The organism is Dactylosporangium sp. NPDC051484 (genome assembly GCF_040689395.1).
In the GTDB taxonomy this organism is placed as follows: Bacteria; Actinomycetota; Actinomycetes; order Mycobacteriales; family Micromonosporaceae; genus Dactylosporangium.
The window spans coordinates 212,560-232,440 of the sequence record NZ_JBFAZX010000005.1 but is presented as its reverse complement, the minus strand read 5'-3'; the positions used below and the strand labels follow the sequence as shown (position 1 = coordinate 232,440).

The following is a 19,881-nucleotide window of genomic DNA, read 5'->3' as shown; positions in this document are numbered from 1 at the left end:
ACATCAGGCCAGCGCATACCCTGGAGCGCGTGACGCGCATCGTGGCCGGGGCGCACGGCGGCCGGCGGCTGGCTGTGCCGGCCGGGCAGGGCACCCGCCCAACCTCGGACCGGGTCCGAGAGGCGCTGTTCAGCAGCCTGGACAACCTGCTCGACCTCGAGGGGGCCCGCTTCGCCGATCTGTACGCCGGCTCGGGCGCGGTCGGGCTCGAGGCGTGCTCGCGCGGGGCCGCCCACGTGCTGCTCGCCGAGGCCGACGCCAAGGCGGGGCGGGTCATCCGGGCCAACATCGCAGCGCTTGGCGTGGGTGGCCGGGTGCGGCTGGTGACCGACAAGGTCGAGCGGCTGGTCGCGGGGGAGCCGGACGAGGCGTACGACGCGGTGTTCGTCGACCCGCCCTACGCCGTAACCGACGAGCGCGTCGGCGCGGTGCTGGAGGCACTCGCCGAGCGCTGGCTGGCGCCCGACGCCGTGGTGGTGGTCGAGCGGTCCAGTCGAGGCGCCTCGATCGCCTGGCCCGGGGGCCTGCACCAGCTCGCCGAGCGCCGCTATGGGGAGACGGCACTGTGGTATGCCCGACGGGATCAGGACGGCTCACGCGGCGCTTGACCGGAGCTTTGGTACGGTCCCCGCTCATGAGGCTTGGGCTGGTGCAATGAGGCGCGCGGTCTGTCCCGGTTCGTTCGATCCGGTCACGAACGGGCATCTGGACATCGTGGGTCGCTCATCGCAGTTGTTCGATGAGGTCGTAGTTGCGGTACTGATCAATCAAAGCAAGGCGGGGCTCTTCACCGTCGACGAACGGCTGGAGATGCTCGCGGCGGTGACCGCGCCGTATGCCAACGTCCGGGTCGACGCCTTCCAGGGCCTACTGGTCGACTTCTGCCAGGCCAACGACATCACCGCGATCGTCAAGGGTGTGCGCGTGGCCGGCGACTTCGACTACGAGCTGCAGATGGCCCAGATGAACTACGGCCTCGGCGGCATCGAGACGCTGTTCATACCGACCAATCCGAAGTTCTCCTTCGTCTCCTCGAGCCTCATCAAAGAGGTCGCCAAGTGGGGCGGCGACGTTTCGCCACATGTACCCGATCTCGTGGCGAATCGTCTGCGGGAGCGATTCGCCTCTGCGCGAAAGTAGTTGCGAAACCCCCGAGTGGCGATGGAGCGGCATCGTGCTTCGAGCCGCATGATGGTTACGTCGTTCGACCTTGTGAACAGGAGTGACCGCAGGTGGATCCGCTCGAGAGCATCGACCAGATCATCGCGTTGATCGAGGGTGCACGGTCGGCGCCGATGTCGCGGAGCAACTTCGTGTTCGATCGCGCGGACATGATCAATCTGCTCGACCAGCTGCGGGCCGACCTGCCAGGGGAGTTGCGCCGGGCGACCGCGCTGCTGGAAGAGCGCGACAAGATCGTCGAGGCGGGCCGGCGCGAGGCCGAGCGGATCATCGCCGAGGCGGAGGCCGAGCACACCCGCCTCGTGTCGATCAACGAGATCGTCGTGTCGGCGGAGCACGAGGCGTCGCGGATGATCAACGAGGCGCGCGCGGAGACGCAGCGGCTGCGTGACGAGGTCGACGACTACGTCGACACCGCACTGGCCAACTTCGAGCAGTTCCTGACCAGGTCCCTGGCGTCCATCGAGCGCGGGCGCGACAAGATGCACGCCCTGCGCGAGATCGGGTCGTTCACCCCCTCCGGCGAGGACGACCGGCCACTGCCCTTCTGAGCCGCGCCTTCGGGCGCGCTATGGTGGGGGCGATTCGACGGAAGATCTGCCGCTCGGGTAGCCTAATCCGTCGGCCCTGCCTGGCCGGAGTCTGAACGATGCCACATCAACAGCACCCGCACCTGGATCCCCGGTCGCCGCTGGTCCTCGAGACGAGAGACCTCCCACGCCGACCGGGCGCTCTGCATGCGGTCTCGCGGAAGGTGCCGGCGCCCGAAGACCTCGGCCTGGAGCTGATCGGCGTGCCCCAGGGCGCCGAGCTCGACCTCCAGCTGCGCATGGAGTCGGTGTCCGAAGGCGTTCTCGTCTCCGGCACCGTCACCGGCCCTCTGGTCGGCGAGTGCGGGCGCTGCCTACGCCCGATCAGCGACACGCTGGACGTCCCGATCCAAGAGTTCTATGCCTACGAGCACAGCACCACGGACGAGACGACGGACGAGGACGAGGTTGGACGGCTGCAGGGCGACCTGATCGACCTGGAGCCGGCACTGCGGGACGCGGTGGTGCTCTCCCTGGCCGCCAACCCCGTGTGCCGTGAAGACTGCCCAGGTCTGTGCCCCGGCTGTGGGGTACCGATCGACGATCTGCCCGCGGGACACAACCACGAGCAGATCGACCCGCGCTGGGCCGCCCTGTCCCAGATCAAGTCAGAGGAGTAAGGTCCCGTGGCCGTTCCCAAGCGGAAGATGTCGCGCAGCAACACCCGGTCGCGCCGGAGCCAGTGGAAAGCCGTCGCGGTCTCCACTCAGCCGTGCCCGCAGTGCCGCTCGCCCAAGCTGCCCCACGCGGCTTGCTCGGTCTGCGGCACGTACAACGGCCGTCAGGTCATCGAGGTCTGACCACCGGATCCGGGTGACGCGATCCGACCGATCGCCGCACGGCGGGAGACTCCCGTCCGGCGTCGCGCGGATCGCCGTCGACCTCCTCGGCGGGGACGGGGCTCCCGCCGTCGTGGTTGACGGCGCTCTGCGTGCATGCAGCGCCGATCCAGACCTCCACCTCGTCCTCGTCGGGCCGCAGCAGTCGGCCGGCGAGGTCGTCGGTGCGCTCGCGGTCGGCGACCGTGAGCGCGTCAGCGTCATCGCCGTCGACTCGGTCATCGGCATGGCCGATTCGCCGCTGCGCAACATCCGCCGCGAGACGACGGTCCGCACGGCCGCCGAGGCGGTGTACACGGGCCGCGCGGACGCGATGGTCTCGGCCGGCTCCAGCGGCGCCGCCGTGGCTGCCTCCGCGCACGTGCTGGGCCGGCTGCGCGGCGTGCGCCGGCCTGGCCTCGCCGCACAGTTGCCCACCGAACGGGGACCCGTGCTCCTCCTCGACGTCGGTGTGACCCTCGACGCGACCATGCTCGAGCTCGTCCAGCACGCCGTGCTCGGCACCGCCTTCGCCTCCGTCGGGCTCGGCATCGCGCGCCCGCGCGTTGGGCTGCTGTCCATCGGCAGCGAGCCCGGCAAGGGCGACCGGCTGCGCCGCGCCGTGTCGATTGCGCTGTCCGACATCCCGCTGCCCGCCGGCGGCCATTACGTCGGGCTCGTCGAGGGCTTCGACGTGCCGCGTGGTGGCCCCGCCGACGTGGTCGTCACCGACGGCTTCACCGGCAACATCCTGCTCAAGGGCATCGAGGGGGCGTTCACCGCAAGTCGCGGTGGATCCAAGATTTCCGAGGTGTACGGCACACGCCCCCACGAGGCCGCCGTGCTCCTGGGGGTGGCCGGCGACGTCGTCGTCTGCCACGGCTCGGCCGGCGGGGCCGAGGTCGCCGACGGCATCGCCCTCGCCGCACGACTGCACCGCGACCGCATCACCCCGGCGGTCGCCGGTATCGCCGACGATCTGCTGACCGAACTCTCCTCGGCCGGCGGCCTCACTATCCGTGACGCACTGGGAGAGCGCTCGTGAAGAATCAGAACCATCTCGAGACCGCCTTCGGCGTCGACTTCGACCCGGAGATGCTCAAGCGGGCCCTGACCCACCGTTCGTACGCGTACGAGAACGGCGGCCTGCCCACCAACGAGCGGCTGGAGTTCCTCGGCGACGCCGTCCTTGGCGTGGTGATCACCACCGCCCTGTTCCAGAACCATCCGAAGCTCGCCGAGGGGCAGCTGGCGAAGCTGCGCGCCAGCGTCGTCAACATGCGCGCCCTCGCCGACGTCGCGCGGCGCCTCGGCCCCAACGGCATCGGCCCGTTCCTGCTGCTCGGCAAGGGCGAAGAGGCGACCGGGGGCCGCGACAAGGCCAGCATCCTCGCCGACACGCTCGAGGCGCTCATCGGCGCGATCTACCTGCAGTACGGCCTGGACGTCACCGCGCAGGTGATCCACAAGCTGTTCGACGGGCTGATGGCCGAGGCGGCGCTGCGCGGGGCTGGCCTGGACTGGAAGACCAGCCTGCAGGAGCTCACCGCCGGGCGGGGCCTCGGGGTGCCCGAGTACCGCATCGACGAGGAGGGCCCCGACCACGCCAAGCGGTTCACCGCCTGGGTGATCGTCGCCAAGCAGCGCTACGGCGGGGCGCAGGGTGGCAGCAAGAAGGAGGCCGAGCAGCGCGCTGCCGAGGCCGCCTGGCGGGAGCTGTCCGGCGTTCAGCCGGAGTCGTCCGCCACCCCCGCGGAGCCCGCCCGCCCCGGGCCCGCGACCTCCGGCTCCGCCATCCACACCCGGACCCGACCTGCCGAGGAACCGCCCGCCGATGACGACGATGACGCCGGTCAGTGAGACCACGCAGCGTGGGCGATCCTTCCTGATCGCCTTCCCCCTGGGGTTGTACACCCTGAGCCGCCTGCTGCAGCTGGCGTTCCTGTGGTGGATGTCGCCTGACGGCAAGATCCGCGACCGGCTGCTCGCCTGGGACGGCGGGCACTTCCTGCGCGTGGCCGAGGAGGGGTACCCGGCCGGGTACAGCTTCGACGCCGACGGCCGTCTGACCGGCAACGGCCTGGCCTTCTTCCCCGGCTACCCGATGCTGGTCCGCCTCGTGCACTTCGTCACCCGGCTTGACTACGGCACCGCCGCGATCACCGTGTCGTGGCTGGCCGGAGGCGCGGCCGCGGTGCTGCTGTGCGCCCTGCTCACCCGCCTGTACGACGAGCGGGTGGGCCTGGTGTTCACCGCGTTGTTCTGCGTGCAGCCGATGTCGATGGCGCTGTCCATGGCCTATTCGGAGTCGCTGTTCATCGCCCTGGTCGCCGGCATGCTGCTGCTGGCGCACCGTGGCGAATGGCTGGCCGCCGGCCTACTCGGGCTGGGAGCCGGCCTGACCCGCCCCACGGGCGCGGCAGCGGCGATCGCGCTGACGGTCGCGGCCGGGATCGCCGTGTACCGCGCCCGCGCGGGCGCGAACGAGCGCCCCGAGGTCGATCCGGACCCGGACGGGGGCGGGCGGGGGCGCGCGGGGGCGGGCACCGGCGGTACGACACCGGTCTGGAAACCCCTGGTCGGCGCGGCCATCGCGCTTGCCGGCGCGCCGGCCTACCTGCTCTGGGTCGGGCTGCACGTCGGCGAGCTCCGCGCGTGGTTCAACATCCAGACCGCCGGCTGGGGCACCACGTTCGACTACGGCTCCTCCAGCCTGGAGTTCGTCCGCGATGCCCTGCGCGGGGGCGACGGCTGGATCCACGTCAGCGTCGCGTGGATGCTCATCGGCACCGTCATCCTCGCCGCCGCGGCCCTGCGCGGGCGCGTGTGGCTGCCGCTGGCCGTCTACGGCATCGGCGTGCTCGTCCTGGTCCTGGGCCAGGCCGGGTATTACCACTCCAAGCCGCGGCTGCTCGTGCCCTCGCTGCTCATCCTGGTGCCGCCCGCGGTCGCGCTCGCTCGCGCGCGCCCGCGCACGGCGGCGCTGGTCGTGGCGGCCTTCGGCGCGTTCGGGCTGTGGTACGGCTCGTATCTCATCACCGTCTGGCACTACGCGATCTAGAAGGACTTCCATGCCTGAGCTGCCCGAGGTCGAGACCGTCCGCCGCGGCCTCGACAAGTGGGTGTCCGGTCGGCGCATCGCCACGGTCGAGGTGCTGCATCCGCGCGCGATTCGCCGCCATCTGCCTGGCGCCGAGCACTTCTCCGGCATCCTCGCGGGCCGCCGCGTGGGCGCCGTCATGCGCCGCGGGAAGTACCTGTGGCTGCCCTTGGACGACGAGGACGCGCTCGTGGGCCACCTCGGCATGTCCGGACAGCTGCTCATGCAGCCGGCCGACGCCGCGGCGGAGACCCATCTGCGGGTGCGCTTCACCTTCGACGACGACGGGCCGGAGCTGCGCTTCGTCGACCAGCGTACGTTCGGCGGCCTCAGCGTGTCCGAGGGTGGCGCGGTGCTACCCGCCGAACTCGCCCACATCGCGCTGGACCCGGTCGATCCGCTGTTCATCGACGACGCGTTCATTGAGCGGATGCGTGGCCGCCGCACCGAGGTCAAGCGGGCGCTGCTGGACCAGACGTTGATCTCCGGCGTCGGCAACATCTACGCCGACGAGGCGCTGTGGCGGGCGCGGCTGCACGGCGCGAGAGACACGTCGCAGCTTTCCCGCCCGGTGGTACGCCGCCTGCTCGGGCACGTGCGCGACGTCCTCAACGAGGCGATCGCCCAGGGCGGCACCAGCTTCGACGCGCTCTACGTCAACGTCAATGGCGAGAGCGGCTACTTCGACCGTGCGCTGAACGCCTACGGCCGCGAGGGCCTGCCCTGCAACCGCTGCGGCAGCCCGATGCGCCGGGAGGCGTTCATGAACCGGTCCTCGTACTCATGCCCGCGCTGCCAGCCGCGGCCTCGTCTCGCACCACGCTGAGCTGCCAGTAGGAGCGTGGCCGGCGGGGCGCCTGGGTCGGCTTGCCCAGCCCCGTGCCCAGCTCGGCCAGGCCGGGCACGAGGCCGCACCAGGCGGGCAGGTCGGTATACGGGTCGGGGGCGCCCAGGTCGGTGACGAGCCCGAAGCCGGCCCCGCGGCTGACCTGCAGCCGGGCCGCCTCGTCGAGCTCCCACGGCGGGACGGCGTGCACCAGGTGCCCGTCGCCGGGCCGCGCCCCCTCGCCGGACCAGCGCAGGTACTCCCGCCAGCTGCCGTCGAACACGCATACAGGCAGGCCGAGGTCGCGGTACGCGTTGTCGGGCGGCTCCCCGGGGTTGAGCAGCACCTCCGGCAGCCCAGCACGGGTGGCCGCCTGCGCGATCACGGCGACGGGGCCGATCGCGTACGGGCTGACCGGCGTCCGGTCGAGAAACACGCCGCGCACCGGGTAGCCGGCCCATCGGTACACGTCCGCACGGATGTCCGCGACCGGGCGGGTGCCGTAGTCGACGTTGACGTAGCCGAGCAGCCGCACGCCGGCCGCCTCCAGGCGGCCGATGGCGGCCGTCCACAGCGGATCCCGGCCGCTGCCGGGCCCCCGCGCGACGTCGACGACGACGGTGAACGCCGGACCGTGTCCCGCGATGATCTCCCATGCGTGTGGCCGGGCCAGCGGATGCGCCCGCAGTGGCAGGAGCGTCGGAACCCGGTCCACGACCGGACTAACGATGCTGGGCCCCCTCAAGCACGGCCGATGTCCACGGTCCAGTAGGGCGTGCGGCCGCGCATCGCGACCCCGACGCCGATCGATGTGATGTCGCAGTCGACCAGCAGGGCGTGCGCGTTGTCGCCGCGCAGCCAGCGCTTGACGGTGTCGCCGGGGTCGCCACCCTTGGCGGTCAATTCGTCGGCGAAGGCGGTGTATCCGGCCGCCCGGACGCGTCTGGCCGGGTCGCTGCCGTCGCTGCCGCTGCCGCCGGTGAAGTCTTGGGCGGCCATGTCGGCGGCGTGCCCCCGTGCGGCCGTACGCAGCCTGCCGTCGACCCGCAGCGGGTCGCATTTCCGCTTGCGCCGCTCGTTGTTGATCAACTGGATGGCGCGGTCCTCGTAGTCGGTGTTGAAGTTCGCCGACACAAGCGTGGTTCGGGTCGCGGCCGGGGTGGTGCTCGCGGGCGGCGCGCTGCTCGCCATGGCGGGCGCGCTGGACGGGACTGGGGCGCTGGACGTGGCGGGCCCGGACGCGCTCGCCTGGGGCGCGGCCTGCTCGGTGCTGGAGGTGTCGCCGCCGTTGCTGAGCGCCGGAATGATCATCGCGCCGAGGCCGAACACGACCAGAACGCCGGTGGCGATCGCGGCGATGCCTGTGGGGCCGAGCTTGGTCACGAGGCCGGGTCGCGGTGCCGTCATCGCGCTCTCCCGGTCGTGGTGGGTCCCAGAATTTCTCGGACGAGACGCTACTTTGCAGTGGCGCTGCGGGGCAACTGGTGGCACACTGCCACGATCGGCGCGGGCGGTGCGGATCACGCACCCGGGTGAGTGAGAACACCCTGGCCAGGACCTTTGGCGTGCCGGTTGGCTTGACTAAGTCGCGCCCCGGAAGGAACATAGAGGGGTCGCCAGTCGCGCCCATTTATGCCCTTGTGCTTCGGTCGCTGGGTGCTGGGCGCGCGTTTGCCGGAGTCGACCGGCTGCGCTTAACAAGGAGACGATATGGCTAAGGCCCTCTTCGGCCACGTAGGCAGCGCGCCCGATCGGCGTCTTGTCGACGAGGTCACCCAACTGCGCGCCAAGGTTCGGGCGCTTGAGTTCGAGGTCGTGCGGCTGCGTGCCGAGAACGACCGGCTCGCTGCAGCGGCGTCAGAGGCGGACCAGCTGGTCCGGCTCGTCGAGCCGGCGATGGCCTGAACACCTCAGGACACCGCAACCTGCGCAGAACTACACAGTAAACCCGCGCGCCGACATCCGATGGGTCTCGGCGCGCAGTCATGTAACGACCCGGTTGTCCGTTTGGTTGCGGGTGGGCGCGGCGTCCACGACACGCGCATTATGGTGTGCGGTGCTGCGGGGGCGGGTAGTGTCCCGGCGGTAGTCTGCCCGGTAAGACACCTCGACCACCGTGGAGATCCGTGCACCTCAAGAGCCTGACGGTCAAGGGCTTCAAGTCCTTCGCGTCCGCCACCACGCTGAAGCTCGAACCGGGCATCACCTGCGTCGTCGGGCCCAACGGCTCGGGCAAGTCCAACGTGGTCGACGCGATTGCCTGGGTGCTGGGTGAGCAGGGGGCCAAGGCGCTGCGCGGCGGCAAGATGGAGGACGTCATCTTCGCCGGCACCGCCAGCCGGGCCCCGCTGGGACGCGCCGAGGTCACCCTCACGATCGACAACACCGACGGTGCGTTGCCGATCGACTACACCGAGGTGTCGATCACTCGCCGGATGTTCCGCTCGGGCGAGAGCGAGTATGAGATCAACGGCAACCAGTGCCGCCTGCTCGACATCCAGGAACTGCTCTCCGACTCCGGCATCGGCCGCGAGATGCACGTGATCGTCGGCCAGAACCGCCTCGACGGTGTCCTGCACGCCCGGCCCGAGGACCGCCGCGCCTTCGTCGAGGAGGCCGCCGGGGTGCTGAAGCACCGCAAGCGTAAAGAGAAGGCCGTCCGCAAGCTCGAGGCGATGCAGGCCAACCTCAACCGCCTCGGCGACCTCACCACCGAGTTGCGCCGTCAGCTCAAGCCGCTCGGGCGCCAGGCCGAGGTCGCCCGCCGCGCCGCCGGCATCCAGGCCGACCTGCGCGACGCCCGGCTGCGCCTGCTCGCCGACGACCTCGCCACGCTGCGCGAGACGCTCAACCGGGAGATCGCCGACGAGACCGCGCTGCGCGCCCGACGCGAGGAGGTCGAGGCCGAGGTCGAGTCGATCAACGAGCGGCTCGCCGCACTCGAGGCCGAGCACGCCGCCGACGCGCCCGTTCTCGCCGAGGCGCAGGACACGTGGTATCAGCTGTCGACCCTGCAGGAGCGGTACCGCTCGCTGCACCAACTAGCCGCCGAGCGGCACCGCAACCTCTCCGCCGCACCCGTCGAGGAGCGGCCCGGCCGCGACCCCGACCAGCTCACCGTCGAGGCCGAGAAGGTCCGCGAGCAGGAGGAGGAGCTGCGGGCCGCGCTGGAGGCCAGCCAGGAGCGCCTCGCCGAGGCCGTCGAGCGCCGCCAGGACCTGGAGCGCCGCCTTGCCTTCGCCGAGAAGGCCATTGTCGCCGCGCACAAGGCCATCGCCGACCGCCGCGAGGGCCTCGCCAAGCTCGCCGGACAGGTCGAGTCGGCACGCTCCCGCACGACCGCCGCCGCAGACGAGATCGAGCGTCTCGCGGTACAACTGGCCGAGGCCGAGGCACGCGCGGACGCCGCGCAGGGCCTCTACGACGAGGCGAGCGCCAGCGCGTCCGTCGCGGACAACGCCAATGCCGACCTCGAGATGCGCCACCAAGAGGCGACGCGTGAGCTCGACGAGATCAACAACGAAGTCCGGCAGCACAACGACGCCGAGCGCGCCGCTGAGAAGGACGCCGCGCAGTGGAAGGCCCGCGAGGAGGCGCTCGCGATGGGCCTGCGTCGCAAGGACGGCGCCGGCACCCTGCTGGCCCGGGCGGAGCGCGTCCCAGGCCTGCTCGGCAGCGTCGCGGCCCTGCTGTCGGTCGAGGCCGGGCACGAGGCCGCCCTGGCCGCCGCGCTCGGCGCCCTCGCTGACGCCGTCGCGGTCGCCGGCGTGGACGGCGCGGTCGCCGCCGTCGAGATGCTCAAGCAGGATGACGCCGGCCGCGCCGCGCTGCTCATCGCGTCCGCGCCGATGCTCGACGCCGCCCCGGTCGAGCGGGTGCCGCTGCCCCCGGGCGCCGCGTGGGCCATGGACCTCGTCCGATTCCCCGAGGAGCTGCATCCGGCCCTGGAGCGCGCCCTCGGCGACGTCGTGTTCGCCCCCGACCTCGCCACCGCGCGGCGCATCGTCTCCTACGCGCCCGCGCTGCGCGCCGTCACGCCCGACGGCGACGTCATCGGCGCCTACGCGGCCGCCGGCGGCTCAGGCAAGCAGCACAGCTTCATCGAGGTCCAGGCCGCCGTCGAGGAGGCCCGTCAGCAGAAGGTCGACGCCGAGCGCCGCGTCGCCGAGGCCCGGGAGCTGCTGGCCCTGGCCCGCAACTCGGCCGCCGGCGCCAAGCAGGTCGTCGCCGAGACCGCCGCGGCCAAGAAGGAGGCCGACAGCGCGCGCAACGCGGCCGCGCGGCGCCTCGCGGAGCTCGGTGCCGCCGCCAAGTCCGCCCGCGCCGAGGTGGAGCGGCACGCCGCGGCGAAGGCCAAGGCCGAGGCGGCCCGCGAGTCCGGCCTGGCCAGCCTCACCGAGCTGGAGGAGCGCCTCGCCCTCGCCGAGGAGACTCCGATCGACGAGGACCCCTCGACCCTGGAGCGCGACGATCTGGCCGACGAGGTGCCGATCGCCCGGCAGCAGGAGATGGAGGTCCGGCTCGCGGTACGCACCGCGGAGGAGCGCGTTGGTGCGCTCGCCGGCCGCGCGGACGCGCTGCTGCGCCAAGCCACGGCCGAGCGCGCCGCCCGGGAGCGGGCCGCCGCCCGTAAGGCCACCCGCGCCCGCGGCGCCCGCGTCGCGGAGGCCGTCGTCAGCGGCGCCGCGTTCGCCCTGGAGCGCCTGGGCGACTCCATCGCCGAGGCACAGGAGACCCGCGACACCCTCGCCGCCATGCGCGCCGAGCGCGAGACCACCCTCACCGGCGTGCGCGGGCGCGCCAAGCACCTCACCGCCGAGCTCGAGCGGCTCACCAGCGCCGTGCACCGCGACGAGGTCGCCCGCGCCGAGCAGCGGATGCGCATCGAGCAGCTCGAGGCCCGCTCCGCCGAGGAGTTCGGCCTCGACGCCGACACGCTCGTCGCGGAGTACGGCCCGCACCTGCCCGTGCCGCCGACCGCGCCGGAGATCGCCGCCGCGGAGGCCGACGGCCGTCCCGCGCCCGAGCCGGTGCCGTTCGACCGGGCCACCCAGGAGAAGCGCGCCGCCAAGGCCGAGCGCGAGCTCAACCTCCTCGGCAAGGTCAACCCCCTCGCCCTGGAGGAGTTCGCGGCGATGGAGGAGCGCTACAAGTTCCTCTCCGACCAGCTCGAGGACCTCAAGGCGACCCGGCGCGACCTGCTCACCGTCGTCAAGGACGTCGACGACCGCATCCTCGAGGTCTTCACCAGCGCATACCACGACACCGCCCGCGAGTTCGAGCAGGTCTTCTCCGTGCTCTTTCCGGGCGGCGAAGGCCGCCTCGTGCTCACCGACCCCGAGGACATGCTCACCACCGGCATCGAGGTCGAGGCCCGTCCGCCGGGCAAGAAGATCAAGCGCCTCTCGCTGCTGTCCGGCGGCGAGCGCTCCCTCACCGCCGTCGCGCTGCTCTGCGCGATCTTCCGCGCCCGTCCCAGCCCCTTCTACATCATGGACGAGGTCGAGGCCGCCCTGGACGACGTCAACCTGGGCCGCCTCATCACACTGTTCGAGCAGCTCCGCGAACGCAGCCAGCTGATCATCATCACCCACCAGAAGCGCACGATGGAAGTCGCCGACGCGCTCTACGGCGTCACCATGCGCTCCGGCGTCACGGAGGTCATCTCCCAGCGCCTACGAACGGAAGAGGCAGCGTGACTCAAGCGCCCACGGCCCTGCTCATCGATTTCGACGGGGTCCTGCGCACGTTCGACCCGTCGATCAATGCCAAGATCGAGCAGCGGTACGGCCTGGAGCCCGGCACGGTCCTCGACGTCGCCCTGGAGTGGGACCGCCTCCTGCCGGCCATCACGGGCCGCATCACGCGCTCTGAGTGGCTTGCCACGGTCGCGGCCGCACTGGCCGAGCGGGTGGGCGGCCCGCAGCGCGCCGCCGAGCTGATGGAGGAGTGGGTCGTCTACCCGGGCGTCGTCTCCGCGGAGGTACTGCGGTTCGTCCGCGACGTCCGCGCCGCCGGCCACCTGGTCTGCATCGCCACCAACTCCACCGTCGAGTTCCGCGACGTGCTGAAGTCCTTCGACCTGATCGACGAGTTCGACGCCGTCGCCAACTCCGCCGAGATCGGCGTGCACAAGCCGGCCAAGGAGTACTTCCTCGCCGCGTGCACTCTCATTGACACCCCGCCCGCGCGTTGCATGCTCGTGGACGACACGGACCGCATGATCCGCGGCGCCCGCGCGGCCGGCCTCTCCGCGTATCGCTACACGCCCGGCGACGATCTCTCCTACCCGCGCCGGGCCTTCGGCCTGTAACCGGGCACCCTCTGTGCCCGGTCACCGCCGGTCGTCCGATATTTACTCTGCCTCTGTTACCTCAGCCACAGCCTGGGTTTGAGAGGCTGGATCTGCCTGGCTCGAGGCCTGCCTAGAGGCTGGCCTCGATCGCCTGGACCACCTCGTCCGACTTGGGCTCCGTCCGCGGCCCGAACCGCGCCGCGACGGTCCCGTCGGCGGCCACGAGGAACTTCTCGAAGTTCCACCGGATGTCCCCGGTGTGCCCCTCAGCATCCGTGGCGGCCGTGAGCAGCTCGTACAGCGGGTGCCGCCCCTCCCCGTTGACCTCGACCTTCTCCGTCAGCGGGAACGTGACGCCATAGGTGGTGCTGCAAAACTCGGCGATCTCCTCAGAGGTGCCCGGCTCCTGCCCCGCGAACTGGTTGCACGGCACCCCGAGGACGGAGAAGCCCCGCTCCGAGTACTCCTTGTGCAGCGCCTCCAGGTCGGTGTACTGCGGCGTGAGCCCACACCGCGAGGCCACGTTGACCACGAGGACGGGCTGCCCGCGGAACTGCCCCAGGTCGAGCGGCTTGCCCTGCAGGTCGGCGATCTCAATGTCATAAAAGCTCATGCCAGCGATCGTATGCCGGAGTCGTGCCACCCACCGTGGCCTGGCCCACTGCCCGGCGACCACCGCCCGCTCTCTCGGCTCCTGCGCGTCCTCGCGTCCGCGCGCTTCACCGTCCGCGCGTGCTCGCCTCCGCGCGCTCGTCGCCCGCATGCTCGCGTCCGCGTGCTTGAATCCGCGTTTGTCGTCCGTCGTTGCGCCGCGTCTCGCGGCGTGCCCGCTTCGCGGCGTGCCCGCTTCCGCGCGTTGCGGCTCGCGTCGGCGTCCGTGTGTCCGTGCCCTTGTCCGTGTGTTTGGGCGGCGCCCGCGCATTCGGGCCGCGGCGGGGTCGGGTCAGCCGCACCCTGAGCCGGACGGTGCGGTTCGAGGCTTCGACCGCGCGGGCGGCCTAAGGTGAGGCGTGACCGGTCACCATCTCGCGGTCGGCGCCGTGCTGCGCCGCGGCAAGGACATCCTCCTGATCAGCGACCCGCCGGACTGGGCACTGCCCGGCGGCTCGGTGGAGCCGGGCGAGCCCCTGCTGACGAAAGTGACCCAGGAGACAGGCTTCACATCGGTCCTCCCGGAGCGTCTCCTCTGGGTCGCCCGCTACCCGGCGGCCGGCGTCGAGTACGAAATGCTGGGCTTCGAGGTGACCGGCGTCGGCCCGCACGACGGCTCGGGCTCGTGGGTGCCGCTCCCTGAGGCGGTGGACCGGCTCGGTCGCATGTGGTTCGCCCCCATCAGGGACCCGGCTGTGGCGTATCTCACCGGCCGTGCTCGGGTGGCGACCCTGTGGACCTGGACGGACCTCAACGAAGCTCCCGTGACCCACCCGCACGTCGCCCCGGCCTGAGCATCACGCGCCCGTGCGGCGCTTCCGCGCCGTGCTTCCGCGCCCGCGAGTCCGGCCGGCCGGTCGCCGGGTCGCTGACGCGTGCTTCCGCGCCCGCGCTGGGCCCCGCACGTGGCGTTCTGACCTGAGCGCGTCCGTGGGTGTGTCCAGCCGTCGCGTCCGCGCATCAGCTCAGCTTCAGCGCCGCCACCTCACCCAGCGTCTTGTCCGGCCGGGTGCCCTCGATCGCCACGTGCGCCGTCCGGCCGTCCAGGAGCAGCAGGCCGATCACGTTGCCGAAGTGGGGACCCGCGGTCTTCCGCCACCGGACGACCGGCTTGCGCAGGCCCAGCATCCGCGCCAGGGACCGCATCATCCGCGCCGCCGGCGGGTTCCAGCCGAACTTCATCGCGGGGCGGATGAGCTTCGGCATGTCGTTGTGGACCGGGGAGCAGGTCAGTTGGTGGACCGCGCTGACGACCTCGGGGCCGAGGTCGGCCCGGGCGGCGTATGAGTGGTGAACGTCACCCGAGAGCACGCTGATCGACGCCGGGGCGGGGGAGACGCCGCCGTGACCGGTGCCGATCTGGGCCAGCAGCGCGCTCAGCGCGTCGAACGAGCGGCCGAACGCGGCCCAGTGCTCCAGGTCGACGGCCTGGCGCAGTTTCTCGCCGAAGCGGCCCACCCGGGCCCGCTGGGACCCCGCCAGGCGCTCGGTCGCGGCCTCCAGGTGGTGGATGGCCGGCGGCAGGAGCCACGGCAGCGACGACCCGATCAGCAGGTGGTCGTAGTCGCCCGCCAGCTGCTTGGCGAACCATGCCCACTCGCTGTCCGGCAGCATCGCCCGCTTGCCCTCCTCCAGCTCGCGGGCGGCGCGGTTGTCGAGCATCACGAGGCGGGTGCGGTCGATGTCGACGGTGTAGCTCCAGCGGTACGACACGGGGTCGCGATCGGCGCGGGAGCCGAATTCGTCGAGCATGTCGGTGGCGTCGCCGGCCGAGGTGACGGCGGCGTAGATCGGGCACTCCGCCAGCGCGCCCGGAGCCAGGTTGCCCATGTGCTGGTACACCCAGTACGACGCCAGGCCGGCCTGGATGCGCTGATCCCACCAGCTGAGCTGGGCCATCCGCTCGCGCCAGCGCTGCGAGGTGTTCCAGTCGTCGATGATCTCGTGGTCGTCGAAGATCATCACGCTGGGCACGGTGGAGAACAGCCAGCGGATCTCCGGGTCGCTCCACGAGTCGAGGTACAGCTTCGTGTACTCGTGGAAGTCGACCACCTGAGTCATCGGCGCGTCCGCGCGGCGCAGGCCCCGCCGCCCGCGCAGCCAGCGCTGGATCTTCTCGGGCGTCTCGTCGGCGTACACCTGGTCGCCGAGCAGCATCAGGAGGTCCGGCCACTCCGTCGGCGCATCCGAGCGGATGGAGGCGATCAGCCGCCTGGCATATGCGTCCAGCGCGTCCGGGGGGTACCGCGTCACGCTCAGCGGGCTCGCCTCGCGGCAGGAGCCGAACACGAGCCGCACCGGCGCCCCCGCGCGACGGGTACGGATGACGGGAGGCGGGTACGGGTCGTCCGGCCGCGGCCAGACCCCGACGCCGTCGATCTTGACGCGGTACGGCGTGACCGCGCCCTCGGGCAGCCCGCAGACCACGATGAGCGCGTAGTGGTGGCCGTGCACGGCGAACGTCCGGGCCGCCCCGCCCGCGGGCGCGGCGTTGACCTCGACCGTTGCCGGCCCAGCGGTCTCCACCCACACGGTCGCCCGGTCGCCCTCCACTCGCCGCAGGATCGGGCCGAGGACGAGCGGGCCCCGGTCGGCGTCGAGTTCGGTGTCGGACATGGTGACGCGACCTCCCACGAGTGCGGCGGCGGGTGTGACGCGGTGCATCCCGATGATGCTGCCTGGCCGGTCTGGGCGCCACCGCAGGTCACTCGGCGCAGCATCTGGGAGGATTCCAGTCATGGAGTCGTACATCGTCTTCGGCCTGGTGCTGCTCGTCGTGGTGATCGGGGCCACCCTGGCGCTCGTTGCGCCGCGTTTCCGTAAGCCCCCGACACTGCCGCCGGCTCCCCCGGAGCGGGCGCCCACGAAGCGGATCCCGACCAAGGAGGCACCCCCTCCGGTCGTTGAGAAGCCCGCCAAGGCCCCCGCGCCGGTCGAGGAGAAACCGGTCGCGGAGGCCCCGGCACCGCCGGTGGTCGAGGCGCCCGCCCCGGCGCCGGCGATCGAGATCCCGCTGCCGACCGCCGGCCGGCTCGTGCGCCTCCGCGCGCGCCTGTCGCGCTCGCAGAACATGTTCGGCAAAGGCCTGCTCGCCCTGCTGTCGAGCGACAAGCTCGACGACGACACCTGGGACGAGATCGAGGCGACGCTGATCGGCGCCGACGTCGGCGTGCAGGCGACCACCGAGCTCGTCGCCAAGCTGCGCGAGCGTGCCCGGGTCCACGGCACCGCCTCCGCGGCCGAGCTGCGCGGCATGCTTGCCGCCGAGCTCGTCGCCGCGCTCGAGCCGGACCTGGACCGCTCCCTCGCCGCGACGCCGCGCGACGGGCGCCCGGCGGTGCTGCTCGTCGTTGGGGTCAACGGCGCGGGCAAGACCACCACCTGCGGCAAGATCGCCCGCGTGCTGGTCGCGGACGGGCACACCGTCGTGCTCGGCGCCGCCGACACCTTCCGCGCGGCCGCGGCCGAGCAGCTGACCACGTGGGCCGGGCGGGTCGGCGCCGACGTCGTGCGCGGCCCGGAGGGGGCCGATCCGGCGTCAGTGGCGTTCGACGCGGTGAAACGGGGTATTGACGCGGGTGTGGACACGGTTGTGATCGACACGGCCGGCCGGCTGCAGAACAAGGTCGGCCTGATGGACGAGCTGGGCAAGGTCAAGCGGGTCGTCGAGAAGCACGGGCCGGTCGACGAGACGCTGCTCATCCTGGACGCTACGACCGGCCAGAACGGGCTGGAGCAGGCGCGTGTGTTCACCGAGGTGGTCGACGTCACCGGCGTGGTGCTGACCAAGCTCGACGGAACCGCCAAGGGCGGGATCGTCATCGCGGTTCAGCGCAAACTCGGCATTCCGGTGAAGCTCGTCGGCCTCGGTGAGGGCCCTGACGATCTCGCTCCGTTCGATGCCCGACAGTTCGTCGACGCCCTGGTTGGCGCGGACGCGTAACCTCGGACGGTACTTTGGGACGGTAACGCTCGACCGCGCTCACTCGCGGTCGGGAAGCAGTAGTACAGCCAGGTTCCCCGGTCAGCCAACGAAGGACGATCACGTGACGCAGCAGGAGATCCCGCTCCACGGCGGGAACACCTCCGTCGTGGTGCGCTCGGGCGACACGGTGCGCCGCAATGCGGGCCCGTGGACGCCCGCGGTGCACGCGCTGCTGCGTCACCTCGAGTACGTCGGGTTCACCGGCGCGCCGCGCGCGTACGGTATCGACGAGCGCGGCCGCGAGGTACTGCAATATCTCGAAGGTGAGTGCGGAGAGTATCCGCTGGCGCCACACTGGGTGACAGACGAGGCGATGGTCACCGTCGCGACCATGCTGCGGATGTTCCACGACGCCCAGGCGGGCTTCCGGCCGTCGCCCAACGCCGTGTGGCGCTCGTTCGGTCCGCCGCCGCCGGACACCGAGGTCATCTGCCACCACGACGCCGCGCCGCACAACGTCATCTGGCGCCCCGACGGCACCCTGTCCCTGATCGACTTCGACCTCTCCTCGCCTGGCGCGCGGATCTACGACGTGGCATATGCGGCGTGGACCTGGGTCCCGCTGTTCTCTGACCGCGACTCGTACACGCTGGGCTGGAAGCGCCCGAATCGGCCCCGCCGGCTGCGCATGTTCGCCGACGCTTATGGCCTGACCCCGCGCGACCGGCATCGCCTGGTGCGCGTGATTCGTAAGCGCATCGTCGATCACATCGAGGGAATTCGACGGATGGCGGCCGCCGGAGACCCCGCCTTCGTGCGTATCGTGCACAAGGGACATCTCCGTCGTCCGGTACGTGACCTGCGGCTGATCGACTACGAGCGGTACACGCTCGAATATGCGCTACGATAGGCGTTTCTCAGTGTGTGAGCGTTTCTTCACATGCTGGAAACATGACGTGACGCGGTAGAAACCGCGCAGCGCCGGTGCGTGAAACGTGAGCCCTGAAAGCTCTCGCGCAACCGGCTGGAGGGCAACGCTGCCTCGAAGGTCGGGAGGGAGGATCTCGACTACTAGGAGGCCCGCGTGCCTGAAGCGACCATCGATACCGGCCACACCGCGTGGCTACTCGTATCGACCGCTCTCGTGCTGCTCATGACGCCGGCTCTGGCACTGTTCTACGGTGGCCTGAACCGCTCCAAAGGCGTCCTCAACATGATGATGATGAGCTTCTCGACGATCGGGCTCGTCAGTGTCCTGTGGTTGTTCTACGGCTTCAGCGCGTCGTTCGGCACCGACACCGCCGGTGGCCTGTTCGGTGACCTCGGCCAGTACTTCGGCAGCAAGACGTACATCGACCAGCTCTGGCTCGCGACCAGCGACAAGCCGAGCGGCATCGGCATCCCGACGTACGTCTTCATGGTCTTCCAGATGACGTTCGCCGTGATCACCGTCGCGCTGATCAGCGGCGCGATCTCCGACAGGACGAAGTTCGGCGGCTGGCTGGTGTTCGCGTTCGCCTGGGCCACCCTCGTCTACTTCCCGGTCGCCCACAACGTGTGGGGCGGCGGCTGGATCGCCCAGCACCTGCACCCGCTCGACTTCGCCGGTGGTACGGCGGTCCACATCAACGCCGGCGCCGCCGCGCTCGGCGTCGTCCTGGTCCTCGGCAAGCGCATCGGCTGGCCACGGGAGAGCATGAAGCCGCACAACGTGCCGTTCGTCGCCCTCGGCGCCGGGCTGCTGTGGTTCGGCTGGTTCGGGTTCAACGCCGGTTCGGAGCTCACCGTCGACGGCGTCACCGGCCTGGCCTTCGTGAACACCCAGGTCGCCACGGCCGCCGCGGTCCTCGGCTGGATCATCGTCGAGTGGATCCGCGACCGCAAGCCGACCCTCGTCGGCGCCTCCTCCGGCGCGGTCGCCGGCCTGGTCGCGATCACCCCTGCCTGTGGCTTCATCGACTCCTGGGCGGCCGTGCTGCTCGGCCTCGTCGCCGGCATCGTCTGCGCCCTGGCGGTCAGCCTGAAGTACCGCTTCGGCTTCGACGACTCGCTCGACGTGGTCGGCGTCCACTTCGTCGGCGGGTGGATCGGCTCCCTGTGGCTGGGCTTCTTCGCCAACGACAAGCTCAACTCGGCCATCAGCGACGGCCTGGGCGCCAAGAACGGTCTGTTCATGGGCGGCGGCGTGGGCCAGCTCGGCGCGCAGTTCGGCGCGAGCGCTATCGTCACGGTCTACTCGTTCGTGATCGCGTTCGCTCTAGCCTTCATCATCGAGAAGACGATCGGCTTCCGGGTCAGCAGCGAGGCCGAGGTCGAGGGCATCGACATCGCGGAGCACGCGGAGAGCGCCTACGACTTGACCCCGGGCACCGGGAGCGCCGGCGGCGCGTTCGCTCTGGCGGGCGTCGGAACGAGCAGGACCCCCGCACCGGTGGCGGAAGCCCCGGCGTCGGAAACAGTAGCCGGATAGCGTCGAGGAATGTCGGAGGGAATG

General features: G+C 71.2%; 20 protein-coding genes. 16 read left to right on the top strand and 4 right to left on the bottom strand.

What is annotated here, in order from left to right; all coding sequences use genetic code 11:
* Positions 1–2 precede the first annotated feature (2 nt).
* The 9 genes from rsmD to mutM all read left to right on the top strand — a co-directional run bounded on the left by rsmD (position 3) and on the right by mutM (position 6,516).
* Positions 3–608 carry a 16S rRNA (guanine(966)-N(2))-methyltransferase RsmD gene (rsmD, locus tag AB0367_RS12030; protein WP_366226431.1) on the top strand — a complete coding sequence of 202 codons (606 nt, stop codon included), beginning with the start codon at positions 3–5 and terminating at the stop codon, positions 606–608.
* Positions 609–654: 46 nt separating this feature from the next.
* Positions 655–1,140 (top strand): pantetheine-phosphate adenylyltransferase, encoded by a 486-nt coding sequence (gene coaD, locus AB0367_RS12025; protein ID WP_366226245.1) that lies wholly within the window; start codon positions 655–657, stop codon positions 1,138–1,140.
* 92 nt (positions 1,141–1,232) lie between these two features.
* Positions 1,233–1,733 carry a hypothetical protein gene (locus tag AB0367_RS12020; protein ID WP_366226244.1) on the top strand — a complete coding sequence of 167 codons (501 nt, stop codon included), beginning with the start codon at positions 1,233–1,235 and terminating at the stop codon, positions 1,731–1,733.
* Between the two features lie 98 nt (positions 1,734–1,831).
* Positions 1,832–2,392: a YceD family protein gene (locus AB0367_RS12015; RefSeq protein ID WP_366226243.1), complete on the top strand. Its 561-nt coding sequence runs from the start codon at positions 1,832–1,834 to the stop codon at positions 2,390–2,392.
* 6 nt (positions 2,393–2,398) lie between these two features.
* The gene (gene rpmF / locus AB0367_RS12010) at positions 2,399–2,572 is read left to right on the top strand and encodes a 50S ribosomal protein L32 (RefSeq protein WP_259861936.1); all 174 of its coding nucleotides are present in this window, start codon (positions 2,399–2,401) and stop codon (positions 2,570–2,572) included.
* 13 nt (positions 2,573–2,585) lie between these two features.
* Positions 2,586–3,635: a phosphate acyltransferase PlsX gene (locus tag AB0367_RS12005; RefSeq protein ID WP_366226242.1), complete on the top strand. Its 1,050-nt coding sequence runs from the start codon at positions 2,586–2,588 to the stop codon at positions 3,633–3,635.
* Positions 3,632–4,450, top strand: a complete 819-nt coding sequence (gene rnc / locus AB0367_RS12000) for a ribonuclease III (protein WP_366226241.1) — start codon at positions 3,632–3,634, stop codon at positions 4,448–4,450. Before AB0367_RS12005 ends, rnc begins: the two co-directional genes overlap by 4 nt.
* Positions 4,425–5,651: a mannosyltransferase family protein gene (locus AB0367_RS11995; RefSeq protein ID WP_366226240.1), complete on the top strand. Its 1,227-nt coding sequence runs from the start codon at positions 4,425–4,427 to the stop codon at positions 5,649–5,651. The genes rnc and AB0367_RS11995 overlap by 26 nt, the downstream gene beginning before the upstream one ends.
* Positions 5,652–5,661: 10 nt before the next feature.
* Positions 5,662–6,516 (top strand): bifunctional DNA-formamidopyrimidine glycosylase/DNA-(apurinic or apyrimidinic site) lyase, encoded by an 855-nt coding sequence (gene mutM, locus AB0367_RS11990; protein ID WP_366226239.1) that lies wholly within the window; start codon positions 5,662–5,664, stop codon positions 6,514–6,516.
* Here mutM and AB0367_RS11985 read toward each other — a convergent pair.
* The gene (locus AB0367_RS11985) at positions 6,452–7,231 is read right to left on the bottom strand and encodes a spherulation-specific family 4 protein (RefSeq protein ID WP_366226237.1); all 780 of its coding nucleotides are present in this window, start codon (positions 7,229–7,231) and stop codon (positions 6,452–6,454) included. The genes mutM and AB0367_RS11985 overlap by 65 nt on opposite strands.
* Before the next feature lie 26 nt (positions 7,232–7,257).
* Complete coding sequence (locus tag AB0367_RS11980) at positions 7,258–7,923, bottom strand: CAP domain-containing protein (protein ID WP_366226236.1); 666 nt, start codon at positions 7,921–7,923, stop codon at positions 7,258–7,260.
* A 303-nt stretch (positions 7,924–8,226) separates the two neighbouring features.
* On the opposite strand from AB0367_RS11980, the gene AB0367_RS11975 reads away from it, so the two are divergent.
* The 3 genes from AB0367_RS11975 (at position 8,227) to AB0367_RS11965 (ending at position 12,829) form a co-directional block, all read left to right on the top strand.
* A complete protein-coding gene (locus AB0367_RS11975; protein WP_345124836.1) occupies positions 8,227–8,421 on the top strand; it encodes a hypothetical protein in 195 nt (64 codons plus the stop codon).
* Positions 8,422–8,642: 221 nt separating this feature from the next.
* Positions 8,643–12,215 carry a chromosome segregation protein SMC gene (gene smc / locus AB0367_RS11970; protein WP_366226235.1) on the top strand — a complete coding sequence of 1,191 codons (3,573 nt, stop codon included), beginning with the start codon at positions 8,643–8,645 and terminating at the stop codon, positions 12,213–12,215.
* A complete protein-coding gene (locus tag AB0367_RS11965; protein WP_366226234.1) occupies positions 12,212–12,829 on the top strand; it encodes an HAD-IA family hydrolase in 618 nt (205 codons plus the stop codon). Before smc ends, AB0367_RS11965 begins: the two co-directional genes overlap by 4 nt.
* Before the next feature lie 112 nt (positions 12,830–12,941).
* Here the strand turns inward: AB0367_RS11965 and AB0367_RS11960 are convergent, their stop codons facing one another.
* The gene (locus tag AB0367_RS11960; protein ID WP_366226233.1) at positions 12,942–13,424 is read right to left on the bottom strand and encodes a glutathione peroxidase; all 483 of its coding nucleotides are present in this window, start codon (positions 13,422–13,424) and stop codon (positions 12,942–12,944) included.
* Between the two features lie 397 nt (positions 13,425–13,821).
* On the opposite strand from AB0367_RS11960, the gene AB0367_RS11955 reads away from it, so the two are divergent.
* Entirely contained in the window at positions 13,822–14,256 is a 435-nt protein-coding gene (locus AB0367_RS11955) for an NUDIX domain-containing protein (RefSeq protein ID WP_366226232.1), read from the top strand.
* A gap of 166 nt (positions 14,257–14,422) precedes the next feature.
* On the opposite strand, the gene AB0367_RS11950 is transcribed toward AB0367_RS11955, so the two are convergent.
* Positions 14,423–16,078 (bottom strand): alkaline phosphatase D family protein, encoded by a 1,656-nt coding sequence (locus AB0367_RS11950; RefSeq protein WP_366226231.1) that lies wholly within the window; start codon positions 16,076–16,078, stop codon positions 14,423–14,425.
* Between the two features lie 121 nt (positions 16,079–16,199).
* On the opposite strand from AB0367_RS11950, the gene ftsY reads away from it, so the two are divergent.
* The 3 genes from ftsY (at position 16,200) to AB0367_RS11935 (ending at position 19,857) form a co-directional block, all read left to right on the top strand.
* Positions 16,200–17,405, top strand: coding sequence for a signal recognition particle-docking protein FtsY (gene ftsY, locus AB0367_RS11945; RefSeq protein ID WP_366226230.1), 1,206 nt, complete (start codon positions 16,200–16,202; stop codon positions 17,403–17,405).
* A 103-nt stretch (positions 17,406–17,508) separates the two neighbouring features.
* The gene (locus tag AB0367_RS11940; protein WP_366226229.1) at positions 17,509–18,297 is read left to right on the top strand and encodes a phosphotransferase; all 789 of its coding nucleotides are present in this window, start codon (positions 17,509–17,511) and stop codon (positions 18,295–18,297) included.
* 174 nt (positions 18,298–18,471) lie between these two features.
* On the top strand, positions 18,472–19,857 hold the full coding sequence (locus AB0367_RS11935; protein ID WP_366226228.1) for an ammonium transporter: 1,386 nt from the start codon (positions 18,472–18,474) through the stop codon (positions 19,855–19,857).
* The last annotated feature ends 24 nt before the right edge of the window (positions 19,858–19,881 follow it).